General features: G+C 64.1%; 10 protein-coding genes. 5 read left to right on the top strand and 5 right to left on the bottom strand.

Features of this window, described 5'->3' with window-relative positions; all coding sequences use genetic code 11:
- Positions 1 to 64: 64 nt before the first annotated feature.
- From IF10I1_RS22685 to IF10I1_RS22675, 3 genes are all read left to right on the top strand, one after another.
- Positions 65 to 748 (top strand): response regulator, encoded by a 684-nt coding sequence (locus IF10I1_RS22685; RefSeq protein ID WP_058898058.1) that lies wholly within the window; start codon positions 65 to 67, stop codon positions 746 to 748.
- Between the two features lie 4 nt (positions 749 to 752).
- On the top strand, positions 753 to 1,838 hold the full coding sequence (locus IF10I1_RS22680) for an ATP-binding protein (protein ID WP_186392218.1): 1,086 nt from the start codon (positions 753 to 755) through the stop codon (positions 1,836 to 1,838).
- A 427-nt stretch (positions 1,839 to 2,265) separates the two neighbouring features.
- Complete coding sequence (locus IF10I1_RS22675) at positions 2,266 to 4,701, top strand: methyl-accepting chemotaxis protein (RefSeq protein WP_186392217.1); 2,436 nt, start codon at positions 2,266 to 2,268, stop codon at positions 4,699 to 4,701.
- 297 nt (positions 4,702 to 4,998) lie between these two features.
- Here the strand turns inward: IF10I1_RS22675 and IF10I1_RS22670 are convergent, their stop codons facing one another.
- The 5 genes from IF10I1_RS22670 to IF10I1_RS22650 form a co-directional block, all read right to left on the bottom strand.
- On the bottom strand, positions 4,999 to 5,796 hold the full coding sequence (locus tag IF10I1_RS22670; RefSeq protein ID WP_186392216.1) for a xanthine dehydrogenase family protein subunit M: 798 nt from the start codon (positions 5,794 to 5,796) through the stop codon (positions 4,999 to 5,001).
- Positions 5,797 to 5,882: 86 nt separating this feature from the next.
- Positions 5,883 to 8,246, bottom strand: a complete 2,364-nt coding sequence (locus IF10I1_RS22665; RefSeq protein WP_186392215.1) for a xanthine dehydrogenase family protein molybdopterin-binding subunit — start codon at positions 8,244 to 8,246, stop codon at positions 5,883 to 5,885.
- A gap of 198 nt (positions 8,247 to 8,444) precedes the next feature.
- Entirely contained in the window at positions 8,445 to 8,933 is a 489-nt protein-coding gene (locus IF10I1_RS22660; RefSeq protein ID WP_050474565.1) for a (2Fe-2S)-binding protein, read from the bottom strand.
- A 67-nt stretch (positions 8,934 to 9,000) separates the two neighbouring features.
- Complete coding sequence (locus IF10I1_RS22655; RefSeq protein WP_058898053.1) at positions 9,001 to 9,702, bottom strand: carbon monoxide dehydrogenase subunit G; 702 nt, start codon at positions 9,700 to 9,702, stop codon at positions 9,001 to 9,003.
- 373 nt (positions 9,703 to 10,075) lie between these two features.
- On the bottom strand, positions 10,076 to 11,044 hold the full coding sequence (locus IF10I1_RS22650; protein WP_208977324.1) for a GAF domain-containing protein: 969 nt from the start codon (positions 11,042 to 11,044) through the stop codon (positions 10,076 to 10,078).
- 236 nt (positions 11,045 to 11,280) lie between these two features.
- On the opposite strand from IF10I1_RS22650, the gene IF10I1_RS22645 reads away from it, so the two are divergent.
- Positions 11,281 to 12,300, top strand: coding sequence for a class I SAM-dependent methyltransferase (locus tag IF10I1_RS22645; RefSeq protein WP_244284662.1), 1,020 nt, complete (start codon positions 11,281 to 11,283; stop codon positions 12,298 to 12,300).
- The gene (locus IF10I1_RS22640; RefSeq protein WP_186392213.1) at positions 12,297 to 13,130 is read left to right on the top strand and encodes an RNA methyltransferase; all 834 of its coding nucleotides are present in this window, start codon (positions 12,297 to 12,299) and stop codon (positions 13,128 to 13,130) included. The genes IF10I1_RS22645 and IF10I1_RS22640 overlap by 4 nt, the downstream gene beginning before the upstream one ends.
- Positions 13,131 to 13,144: the final 14 nt, after the last annotated feature.

The following is a 13,144-nucleotide window of genomic DNA, read 5'->3' as shown; positions in this document are numbered from 1 at the left end:
AGAGGGGCGCTGCGCGCTCGACGCCAGCGATGCCTGATGGCATCAATGGCGGAAGGAGAATGCCATGACAGCCCTTGTTCTGATTGCCGAAGACGACGACGAGATTTCCGCAATTCTGGATGCCTATCTCGTGCGCGAGGGCTTCCGCACCGTTCAGGCGCGCGATGGCCGGACGGCGCTTGACCTGCATCTGGCGCTGAAGCCAGATCTCGTGCTTCTCGACGTCACCATGCCCCGGCTAGACGGATGGGAGGTGCTGGCGGAGCTGCGGCGCAGGGGCACTACTCCGGCCATCATGATCACTGCGCTCGACAAGGATATCGACCGGCTGCAGGGCCTGCGCATCGGGGCAGACGATTATGTCGTCAAGCCCTTCAACCCGATTGAGGTTGTTGCCCGTGCCAAGGCCGTTCTTCGCCGCTCGGGCGTGGCCTCGGCCGCGGGTGTTCTGCGTGCCGGCAATCTCGCCATCGATCTTGATGCCTACGAGGTGAGCTTTGATGATGGCGCCGGGCCTGTGCGGCTGTCTCTGACACTGACGGAGTTCCGCATCCTCGCGCATATGGCCCGCAGTCCCGCCCGCGTCTTCACCAGAAGCGAACTGGTGGACGCCTGCCTGCCCGGGTCCGACGCGCTGGACCGCACGGTGGACAGCCACCTCAGCAAGCTGCGCAAGAAGCTGGAACAGGCTGGCGCCACCGGCCTGCTGCCCGGCGTGCGCGGCATCGGCTACCGCTTGTCGGCGTGATGCCATGAGACCGCGAACCGGATTGAGCCGCCAGATCCTCATCGCCATGTCGGCCATCACGGTGATGGCCGGCTTGCTGGTGTTCTTCGGATCCTATCTCACCTACAGCGTCATCATTGCCCTGTATCCGGCACCTGAGGATCTGGACAGCTGGCTCACGGTCACCGATCTGGTCATCCTCGGGTGTGTTATTCTTCCCGCGCTTGCGATTGCAGCCTTTGTTTCCCTGCGCCTGTCGCGCAGGATTCTCGCCCCCCTTGAATCGCTGGCCCGCAGCGCGCGTGAGATCGCTGCCGGTGATCTCTCCTCACGCGCTTCAGCCGGAGACAAGGCGCTCGGAGAGACAGCCGCGCTGATCGGTGACTTCAACACGATGGCACAGCGCCTTCAGGACATGGCGGCCGAAATGGCCCTGTGGAACGCCACCATCGCGCATGAACTGCGCACGCCGCTGACCATCCTGAAGGGCCGCCTGCAGGGCATGATTGATGGCGTTTTCGAGCCGGATGAACGTTCGCTGCAGGGGCTGATCCAGCAGGTGGACGGGCTTGCCCGTCTGGTGGAAGACCTGCGGACGGTGACATTGGCCGGCAGCGGTCATCTGGATCTGCAGATCGAGCCGGTTCACCTCGCGCGGGAAATCGCCGGCGTGGCCAATCTTGTTGCGCATGACTTCCGGGCAGCCGGCTTCCGGCTGGAACTCGCTCTGGAGGACCTGGTGGTTGCCGTTGATGCAACGCGGATCCGGCAGGCGCTGCTGGCGCTGCTCACCAATGCGCGGCGCTATGCAGTGCGCGGCCGGATCACGGTCAGCCTTGCCGGGGTGGAGGACCGGATCGTCTTGTCCGTCGCCGACGAGGGGCCGGGGCTGCCACCTGATATTGTCGCCCGTGGCTTCGTGCCTTTCGTCCGGGGCGATCCGGTCCGCTCGCGCGAGCTTGGCGGCAGCGGCCTCGGGCTATCCGTGGTGCGGGCCATTGTGGAGGCCCACGGCGGCCGCCTCCGCTACCGGACGACACCCGCAGGCGGGGCGCTGTTCGAGATGGTTCTTGTGAGGATGGAGCCTTCGGCGGCGACAGACGGTCTGTGAGGCCGCAAAGTTGTGGATGCCGTCGCGGAGAGGCAACGGTCCGGTCCACGTTGCAGTGCAGTATCTGGCGGCCAATGCCTTGAAAATGATGCCCTGTCATTTTTATCAATTAAGTTGATGCCAGACCGGTTCCGTCCCTGACGCAGGTGCAGTCTGGCTTCGCTGTTTCAAACCGCAGCGTATTTTATTGGGGTTTTGGCGCTGATTTTCTGTATTGATCTGAGGAATTTTCAGAGTCTTGAGTCTAGTTCTGGATATATATCTGAATTTTAAGTTTTATCTACGTATTTTCAAATGAAAATACGTATATCACGATTTGAATGTCATATAAATTTCATGATATTCGGGCCCCGGATTAAGATCCGGTTCATTCAATGATGTGATCCAGTGCGCCGGGAGATGAAATTCTTCGGAGCAAACGGATATCATGGGCAGACTATCCCTTTCCTTCACCAACCTCTCGTTCCTGTACAAGGTCTGGGGCGGGTTTGGTGCGATTCTGGTTCTGACTGCGCTTGTCGGCGGTCTCGGGATTGTTACGCTGACGGGTCTTTCGCAGCGCAGCGAGATCGCTGATGAAGCGCTGGCCACGATCACCGAGTTGAAGGCGCTCTCGGCCGCACGCGAGGCCTTCCTGCGGCAGCCGGATGCAGATGGTGCGGTTCAGGTGACGGCGGCGCTGAGGTCTCTGGATGCGACGCTGGAGGGCCTTGCCAGATCGCTCGTCAGCAATCCTCAGCCTCTGCAGAATGTCGCCGCTGCCCGTGGCATGGTCTCCGGATTTGGCGCGACATTCTCATCTGTCGAGCGGGACACCCAGTCGCTGAAGGACAAGCTGGAAGTGATTGAGCGCGCAACGGCGCAGCTCGACAGCCTGACCCGCACCATCGCCAACGAATTGCAGCGCCAGCAGCGCGATGCGGCGGACGCGGCCACCTTGAGCACCTCTTCTCAGGAAGATCTGCGCCAGCTCGGCCATCTTGCCCGCGACATGCAGGATCGCGTGGCCTTCCTGCAGCCGATGTTCGGCATGGGGGCTGATTTCAAGCTGAGCGAAGTCACGCCGGAACTGCGGGCCCAGATTGGCGAAACGCTCGATACGATCAAGAGCCAGGCTGAAAAGCTTGAAGGCTCCCGGTTCAAGGTCGTGCAGACGGGGCTGCTTGAGCAAGCCACCGCCCTGCACGCAGTTCTGCCGGTGATGCTGGACGAAACCAACCTCTTCAACCGCATGGGCCAGAAGAAGGAAGTGGCGGACCGGATCGGCATCCTGACCACCCAGATCATGGACGCCCGCTTTGCCATCTATGGCGCGCTGGACCGGGCACTGGATGATGCCAACGGCCTGCAGCAGAAACTCGCCGCCCTGACCCGGATCGGTCAGCAGGCGCTCGAAATCTCCGGCTCGATCTCCAGCGTCAAGACGGACACCACCAGCTTCGTTGCGGATATGGGCGATACGGACCCCAACGCGGTGGAAGCGGAAATCGACATGCTGAGCATGTATGCCATGCAGCTGGATGGGGCCTCGGCCTATGTGCCTGCCGCTTCCACGGCCATCTCTGCCATGCCGCAGGCACTTGAAGATTATGCCAGCGCTTTCACGGCCATCCGGGAGGCGAGATCCAGTCTCGAGGCCAACCGGGCGGAACTGGACCGGTTGAGCGTCTTGCTGCAGACCACCGCGACCGACCTCGCCCGGGCCCAGTCTGCGGCCAACCGCACCGCCGGGCAGCGTGCCGTCACTACCATTGCGATGGCGGTCATTGCCGCCATCGCGCTCGGCTTCGGTCTCGCTTTCGGGCTCAACCGTCTGATCACCCGCCCGATCCGGGCCATGACCAGCTTCATGCGCCGTCTGGCCGATGGTGACACATCCGCGGACGTGCCCGGCCTCGGCCGTGGCGACGAGATCGGCGGCATGGCCCAGGCGGTGCAGGTGTTCAAGGACAACGCGCTGGAGCGGCTGCGCCTCGAGCAGGAGCAGGCCGCCAGCCAGGCTGTCAGCATGGCCCGCCAGCAGAAGGTGGATGCGCTGATTTCCGGCTTCCGCGCAACCGCACAAAACCTGATCGCATCTGTCGGCAGCACGGCCGGCAATCTGGACAGGACGGCACAGCGCCTTGCCGTCATCGCCCGCGAAAGCTCGGAACGCGCCAGCCAGACGGCCGATGCCTCGGAAGCGGCGCTGGCAGGTATGGACAGCGCGGCTGCGGCAGCGGAAGAGCTGTCCATGTCCGTGCAGGAAATCGGCAATCAGGTCTCCCGCACCACCCAGGTGGTCAGCCGTGCAACGCATGCCACGCAGGAAACCAGTGCCAAGGTGGACGGGCTTGCGGCAGCGGCGGCCAAGATCGGTGAGGTGATCACCCTCATTCAGGCCATTGCCGCCCAGACCAACCTGCTCGCCCTCAACGCCACCATCGAAGCGGCGCGGGCAGGGGAAGCCGGCAAGGGCTTTGCCGTTGTGGCTTCCGAGGTGAAGGAACTCGCCAACCAGACCTCAAAGGCAACCGAAGAAATCGCCGCACAGGTCAATGCCATCCAGCATGCCACCAGCGACTCGGTGGCTGCCATCACCGGCATCAGTGAAACCATGGGTGAGGTGGACAGCTACACCGGTGCCATCGCATCGGCCATGACCCAGCAGAACTCGGCCACCTCGCACATCTCCCGCAGCGTGCGCCAGGTGGCGGACAGCTCTTCGGCGGTGGCCGGCAACATCCAGGAACTGTCCAACGCTGTTGCGGAAACCAGCAGCTCCGCCGATGTTCTGCTCGACGCCTCCGACGAGCTGAACAGCAAGACGCGCATGCTGAAGGAAGAAGTCGACCGCTTCCTCGCCGAAGTGGCGGCGGCGTGAGACGGGGGGAGGGGCACCTTCGCCTCCTCACTCTCCGAGGTCGCCCCGGCCAAGCGGAGCGCGAGCCGGGGTCCACTCGCTTGCAGAGCGGTGAAATCTAAGTCGAACGGCGCGGTAAGGCTTCAGGGCAATCCGCCCATCAGGCAGGCAGTCTCAGCAGATCCGGGCAACGCTCTGGAAATGAGTAGGCCCCGGGTCCTCACTGCGTGCGGCCCGGGGTGACGCCTCGTGTGCCTTGCTGTCCGTTTCTCTTCCGTACGAATGTGAAGCGGGGCAGTGCCCCGCCTCGATCGTCCCTCAGGCCGCAGCGACGGCGCGTTTGGCCATGACGGTAACGAGGTTTGCGCGGTATTCGGCAGAGCCGTGGATGTCGGAGAGCATGTCATCCGCCTCAAGGGCAATGCCTGCCACCGCATCCGCCGACCACTTGGCAGCCAGAGCTGCTTCCATGGCATCGGCCCGGAACACGCCGCCCTGACCGGCGCCGGTGACGGCGACGCGCACCGAGCCATCCTTGTGGCGGACGACGAAAACACCGGCCATGGCATAGCGGGAGGCCGGGTTCGGATACTTGGCGTAGGCCGACTTTTCCGGAACTTTGAAGCTGATGGCGGTGATGATCTCGCCGTCCTCCAGCGCCGTCTCAAACATGCCCACGAAGAAGTCTGCGGCGGCAATGTCCCGCTTGTCCGTGTGGACGGTGGCATCCAGCGCCAGCACGGCGGAGGGATAGTCTGCTGCCGGGTCGTTGTTGGCAACAGAGCCGCCAATCGTGCCCATGTGGCGCACATGCGGATCGCCAATGCCGCCCGCAAGGCTGGCAAGGCCGGGGATCAGGCGGCGGACGAGATCAGAACCGGCCACATCCGCATGTCTGGTGGCCGCGCCGATGCGCAGCGTGCCGCCGCTTTCGGTGATGCCGTGCAACTCCGCAATCTGGCCGATGTCAACGAGGTCACTCGGCGCGGCAAGGCGCTGCTTCATGGTGGGGATCAGGGTCTGGCCACCGGCCAGCAGCTTGCCGTCATCCGCCTTGGCGATCAGGCTGGCAGCATCTGCGACCGAAGCGGCCCGGTGATAGCTTGTCTCATACATCGTGTTCGTTCTCCTCAAAGGAAAGCGTCAGCAGAGGGCAGGGCCGGGTGCAGCCATGGGGCGCGCCCGGTCCCGCTTGTGTCAGGTCACTCAGCCGCCAGAGGCTGGCTGGCGTTGCGGATCGCCTCCCACACCCGCTGGGGCGTGGCGGGCATGGCAAGGTCGCGGATGCCGAGCGCATCCGTGATGGCGTTGATGACGGCCGGGGGCGAGCCGATGGCACCGGCCTCGCCGCAGCCCTTCATGCCGAGCGGGTTGCCCGGACAGATGGTCTCGGTCGTCAGCAAGGTGTAGGACGGCACGTCATCGGCGCGCGGCATGGCATAGTCCATGAAGGAGCCGGTCAGAAGCTGGCCGCCCTCGTCATAGGCCGCATTTTCCAGCAGTGCCTGGCCGATGCCCTGCGTCAACCCGCCATGCACCTGGCCTTCCACGATCATCGGATTGATGATCTTGCCGAAATCATCGGCGGCTACGAAGTTGATGATGGCGGTCTTGCCGGTTTCCGGGTCGATTTCCACCTCGCAGACATAGGTGCCTGCCGGGAAGGTGAAGTTGGTGGGATCGTAGAAGGCCCCTTCCTTCAGTCCCGGCTCCATGCCAGCCGGCAGATTGTGGGCGGTATAGGCGGCGAGTGCCACCTGGAAGAACGGCAGGGACTTGTCCGTACCCGCCACCTTCAGTTCACCGCCTTCAAACACCACGTCGCCTTCCGCCGCTTCCATCAGATGAGCAGCGATCTTCTTGGCCTTGGCCTCCACCTTGTCCAGCGCCTTGACGATGGCGGACATGCCGACCGCGCCGGAGCGCGAGCCATAGGTGCCCATGCCGAACTGCACCTTGTCCGTATCGCCATGGACGATGGACACGGTGTCCGTATCGACGCCGAAGCGCTCGGCGACAAGCTGGGCAAAGGTGGTTTCGTGGCCCTGACCGTGGCTGTGCGAGCCGGTGAGCACCTCGATGGTGCCGACCGGGTTGACCCGCACTTCCGCCGATTCCCACAGGCCGACACCTGCGCCCAGCGAGCCGACAGCCGCTGACGGGGCGATGCCGCAGGCTTCGATGTAGCAGGACAGGCCGATGCCGCGCAGCTTGCCCTTGCGGGCCGCTTCCGCCTTGCGGGCCGGGAAGCCTGCGTAGTCGATGGCCTTCAACGCAGCATCCAGCGTCGCGTCATAGTCGCCCGCGTCATAGCACATGATGACAGGCGTCTGGTGCGGGAAGCTGCGGATGAAGTTGCGGCGGCGGAACTCGGCCGGGTCGAGCCCGACCTCGCGGGCTGCCGTCTCCATCATGCGCTCGATCAAATAGGTGGCCTCGGGTCGTCCTGCACCACGATAGGCATCGACCGGCGTGGTGTTGGTATAGACGGCCTTCACGTTGCAGTGGATGGCCGGGATATCATACTGGCCGGAGAGCAGCGTCGCGTAGAGATAGGTCGGCACGGAGGAGGAGAACAGCGACATATAGGCACCAAGGTTCGCCACCGTGCTGACCCTGAGGCCGATGACCTTGTGATTGGCATCAAGTGCCATCTCCGCATGGGAGCGGTGGTCGCGGCCATGGGCGTCGGTGAGGAAAGCTTCCGTGCGGTCGCAGACCCACTTCACCGGACGGCCCGTGCGCTTGGAGGCCCACAGGCAGACCATCTCTTCCGGGTAGATGTAGATCTTGGAGCCGAAGCCGCCGCCCACATCCGGTGCGATCACGCGCAGCTTGTGCTCGGGTGCGATGTTGTAGAAGGCGGAGAGCACCAGACGCGCCACATGTGGGTTCTGCGAGGTGGTGTGCAGGGTGAAATGCTCTTCGGCTGTGTCATAGTCGGCGAGCGCGGCGCGCGGCTCCATCGGGTTGGGCACCAGCCGGTTGTTGGTGATGTCCATCCGCGTCACATGGGCGGCCTTCTCGAAGGCGGCATTGGTGGCCGCTTCATCGCCGATCACCCAGTCATAGATCAGGTTGCCCGGCGCTTCCGGATGCAGCTGCGGCGCGCCCGGTTCAAGGGCGGCGACCGGATCGATCACCACCGGCAGTTCCTCATAGGACACGAGAACAGCCTCGGCCGCATCGCGGGCCTGGCCCAGCGTTTCGGCGATGACAACGGCAACCGCCTGACCGGCATAGCGCACGGTTTCCGGCTCCAGCGCCCGCCAGGCGCCCATCTTCATCGGGCTGCCGTCGCGCGAGTGGATCATCCAGCCGCAGATCAGGTTGCCGACGCCATCCCCCACCAGCTGCTCGCCGGTCAGAACCGCCTCGACACCTTCCATCTCCAGCGCGGCGCTGGCGTCGATGCCGGTGATGCGGGCGTGGGCGTGGGGCGACCGCACGAAGGCCGCATAGGTCATGCGCGGCGCGGTCAGGTCATCAGTGTACCGGCCCTTGCCGGTGATGAAACGCTTGTCTTCCTTGCGCAGCGCACGTGCGCCAATGCCTTGAACTCCCATGGCATAACTCCCTCAGACAGGTTTCCTGCAAGGCCTTTGCCCGCAGGCCGTTTCCTTGTTCCGCAGTGCCGGACGCCGCCTCCTCACGGCATCTTGTCCAGCCCTCCGGCTTGTCATGTGCCGTGCAGGTTTCGCGTCCGCACGGATGGGGATGCTCTGCGGCGCCTTGAAAGGCTCAAGCGCCGCGCGGGCCTGGATCTATTCTGCGGCGGCCCGCAGGCCGGCCATCTGGTCGGCGGCCGCCTTGATGGCCTTGACGATGTTGTGATAGCCGGTGCAGCGGCAGATGTTGCCTTCCAGCTCGTGGCGGATGGTGGCCTCATCCAGATTTGCGCCATGCCGCTCGATCATGTCCACGGCGGCCATGATCATGCCGGGGGTGCAGAAACCGCACTGCAGGCCATGATGCTCGCGGAAGGCCGCCTGCACGGGATGCAGCTCCGCACCATTGGCAAGGCCTTCGATGGTGGTCACCGTGGCCCCTTCCGCCTGTGCGGCCAGCATGGTGCAGGACTTCACGGCCTTGCCGTTCACATGCACCACGCAGGCCCCGCACTGAGACGTGTCGCAGCCCACATGGGTGCCGGTCAGGCCCTGCGCCTCGCGCAGGTAGTGAACGAGCAGGGTCCGGTCCTCGACAGCGGCCGAGACCTTCTTGCCGTTCACGGTCATTGACACTTTTGCCATTCACACCTCCCTCAATTGGTCCCGCTCTCTGGTCGCGTCACCAGCGGGCTAAAAGATATTCTGCTCCTTACCTGCTCATGATGGCGAGGATGACGATGATCGCCGCCAGTGCGGCGAGACCCCATACCACCGGCCCGCCAAAACTTCCCTTCACCGCCGCAGCTTCGACTGTCTCCTCAGCCTCATGCACGGCGTGTCCGATCGTTTTCTCCACGTCCTCAACCGCATGGACAACGGCGTCGCCCGCCTGTTCCATCGCAATCGAGCGGGCTTCTTCCAGCGTGCCTGCGTCCGGCTCGCCGTCTTCGGCCGTTCCGGTGGCAGCCGCGTTTCCGGCAACCATCTGCGAGAAATTGCCGAAGAACTCGTCGGCCATCTTGCGGGCGGTGCTGTCGATCAGGCGGCTGCCCAGCTGGGCCAGCTTGCCGCCCACCTGTGCCTTTACGGTGTAGGTGAGAATGGTGTCCCCGCCGTCTTCGGCAAGGTGCACATCGGCGGAACCCTTTGCAAAACCCGCAACGCCACCCTTGCCTTCTCCGGCGATGGTGTAGCTTTCCGGCGGGTTGAGATTTTCAAGCGTGACCGCGCCCTGGAATTTTGCCTTCACGGGGCCGATCTTGGCGGTGACGGCGGCCGTCATTTCCGTCGGCGAGGTCATCTCCAGGCTCTCGCAGCCGGGAATGCATGCTTTCAGCACGTCCGGATCGTTCAGGGCATTCCAGACATCGGTTCGCGGTGCCGGGATGCGGTATTCCCCTGTCATGTCCATTGTGTGTCGTGCCTCTCTCTCCTCGGGCGCAGGTTTGCTGCGGCTCTGGTGCCTGTAGCGGCTCACCGTCCGCTTGCCGTCCACAGCCTGCCCGTCCCATATGGCTCTTGTCTTGCGTCCTCCCAAGGGTGCCGGACTGGAAGGCAGCTGGCAAGCCCATGGAGAAAAAGAAGAAAGATTGCAGCCAGAGCCTGGCAGATGTCACCGTCGCGCGCCTTGTCCACCCATCGGCGCCTTGCGCCCCTCCCAGAGCTGCCGGGCTGCGTCCTGCCCGGCAAGGATCTGGAGTGTGCGCTGCTCCTGCGTAAGGGAAAAGACCTGTGCGGCAATAAATCTGGCCTGATCTGTCGCAGATTTGAGACAGGTAGGGGGATCAGCCGTCGAGGCCGAACTGGCTCATCTTGCGGTACATGGTGGCCCGGCTGATGCCGAGGTCCCGGGCGGCGGCCGAGACATTGCCTTTTGCCCTGGCAAGGGCGCGCCGCAGGGCGGCTTTTTCTGCCGCACGTGGATCTTCCTCCGCCGCCGTGCCGAGATGGGTGGCTGCGCCGGGGGCAGAGGCAATGATGGCGTCGGTCAGGCCCAGCATCTTGCGGGCATGGCGCGTTGCGCCGGCGATCACATCATCCGGGGCCAGCGCCAGAAGAGACACGCCGCCCTGTCCATGCCCCTTGGCAACGACGATGCGGCACTCCGGAAAAGCGGCGCGAAAAAGGTCGCTTTCCACCGCACGCGCACTTTCGTTCACCACCATGGCCAGCACCTGGGCAAATGCGAGGGAGAAATCCCGGCGGCAGCTCGAAATGTCCAGCACCGCCGCCAGTTGCCCCGTGTGATCGAAGATCGGGGCGGCAATGCAGCTTATTTCCGTGTTGATGACCCGGAAATGCTGATCCTGATGCACGATCACCGGGCGTTTCTCGATGGCGCAGGTGCCGATGCCGTTGGTGCCCTGCTGCGCCTCGCTCCACACGCCGCCCGCCGTCAGGCCCCAGCGGGCAAATTCGCTCTGATCTCCCGCCGCCTCGCGGGTTTCCAGCACAAGGCCATCCTTGTCACTCAGCAGGATGCTGCAGCCGCTTGGGGCAAGCGTTGCATTCAGCCTGTCGAGGGCAGGAACAGCGATTTCGAGCAGGGACCCCATCCGGTCGCGCGCTTGTGCAAGGGCATGTTCTTCCACCCGCACCGCAGGCCGGTCCAGATTGGGATCAAGGCCATGATACAGCATCGAACGGCGCCAGGAGGCCGCCACCAGAGAATGAGCTGCGCAGCCGTTGTTCTCGACGGTCTCCCGCACCCGGTCTGCGTGCTTGCGCGTCGCATCATGAGAACCTGGCAGCATCTAATTCCCCCAATACATGATGCATCACTCACCCTGTACGGGTACAGCCGACCAAATTCGCACCAGCTTGTCAAAGTAATTTCTGTAGAAATTTCAATTGCAAGCCCAGAAAGCTGTGTCCCCTAGGGCAGTTTTCGCGGGGAGCATAAAACCGGCTAGCCGATTGACCGCAGGCCCGCTCCGCCCTAATGGCTGAAGCAGCACCTTCTTATCGAGATTTCCGGAAAGTTTTGCCCGTGGCCCAGGCCCCTCAGATCCCGCAAAAGCCCGCCGCCGCCGCTGAAACCGGCCATGCCTCCCTGCCCGAGCGCGGAGCGGCCGCTTCTGCTGCCACCCGTCCGGGCCTGCCGCCTGCGGCCCGCTGGCCGGTGATCCTGGAAACCGCCGGGTGGAAGGATTATGCGCTGCTGGATATGGGGCGCGGGCAGAAGCTGGAGCGCTATGGCCGCTTCACGGTGGTCCGGCCCGAACCGCAGGCCATGGGCCTGCCGCGGCTGAAGCAGTCGGTCTGGGACCGGGCCGATGCGGTCTTCACCGGTGATGTGGACGAGGAAGGCCCCGGCCGCTGGAAGTTTGCCGGCAGTGTGCCCGAGACCTGGGAAATGGCCTATGGCCCGGCGCGCTATCTCGGCCGCTTCATGTCCTTCCGCCATGTGGGTGTGTTCCCCGAGCAGGCCCCGCACTGGGACTGGGTGATGGAGAAAGTCCGCGAGGCGCGCGCCGCCGAACCCGGCCGTCAGGTCAAGGTGCTGAACCTCTTCGGCTACACCGGCCTTGCCTCGCTGCTGCCCGCTGCCGCTGGCGCCCATGTCACCCATGTGGACGCCTCCAAGAAGGCGATCGCCTACGCCCGCGAAAATCAGGACCTGTCCGGCCTCGGCGATCTGCCCATCCGCTGGATCCTCGAAGACGCCAGCAAGTTCGTCGCTCGCGAAGTGCGGCGCGGCAGCACCTATGACGGCATCATCCTCGATCCGCCGAAATATGGCCGCGGCCCGAAGGGCGAGGTGTGGGACCTTTTCGTCAACCTGCCGGAGATGCTGGACATGCTGCGCCAGCTGCTGTCTCCCAACGCGCTCTTCATGATCCTGACGGCCTATGCCATCCGTGCCTCATTCCTGTCGGTGCATGAACTGATGGCCGAAACCCTGTCGAAGCAGGGCGGCCTGCTGGAATCCGGCGAACTTGTCATCCGTGAGGAAAAGGGCGAGCGCTGCCTGTCCACATCCCTCTTTTCCCGCTGGAGCGGCGCATGAGCGAGCAAAGACCCCGCATGGGGGCGGTGAAGCAGATCACCAGCCATTCCAACCCGATCATCAAGGAGATCAAGGGCCTCGTCGCGTTGCGCAAGCACCGCACGCAGTCCGGCCTCTTCGTGGCGGAAGGGCTGAAGCTGGCGACGGATGCGCTCGATGCGGGCTGGACCGTGCGTTATCTGGCGCTGGGTCCGGAAGCGCGGGACAACCCGATTGCGCAGAAGGCAGCCGCTACGGCCAAGTCGCGCGGCGCACTGATCCTGGAGGTGAACACGCCCATTCTGGAGGCGATCACCCGCAAGGAAAACCCGCAGATGGTGGTTGGCGTTTACGAGCAGCAGCTGACGCCGCTGGAGCGCATCGACCCGGCCCAGTCTACCGTCTGGATCGCTCTCGACCGGGTGCGCGATCCGGGCAATCTGGGCACGATCATCCGCACGGCCGACGCAGTGGGGGCTTCTGGCGTGATCCTCATCGGCGACTGCACCGATCCCTTCGCGGTGGAAGCGGTGCGCGCCACCATGGGCTCGCTCTTCCACGTGCCGCTGGTCAAGACCTCAGCGGACGCCTTCAAGGCGGTGATGGCGAAGTGGCCGGGCACGGTGGCGGGCACCCACCTTGCCGGTTCCGTCGACTACCGCACGGTGGACTACCGCGAGCCTGCCCTCCTCGTCATGGGCAACGAGCAGCAAGGCCTCTCCGATGATCTGGCTGCTGCCTGCAAGACGCTGGTGCGCATTCCGCAGGCCGGGCAGGCGGATAGCCTCAATCTGGCGGTGGCCACCGGCATCACGCTTTACGAAATCCGCCGCAAGAAACTGAGTCTCTGAGCATCAGGGAGAAG

Origin of the sequence: Pannonibacter sp. I15F10I1 (assembly GCF_900185665.1) — a bacterium.
In the GTDB taxonomy this organism is placed as follows: domain Bacteria; phylum Pseudomonadota; class Alphaproteobacteria; order Rhizobiales; family Stappiaceae; genus Pannonibacter; species Pannonibacter indicus.
Note: the sequence above shows the minus strand (reverse complement) of the source record. Positions and strands in the feature narration are given on the sequence as shown.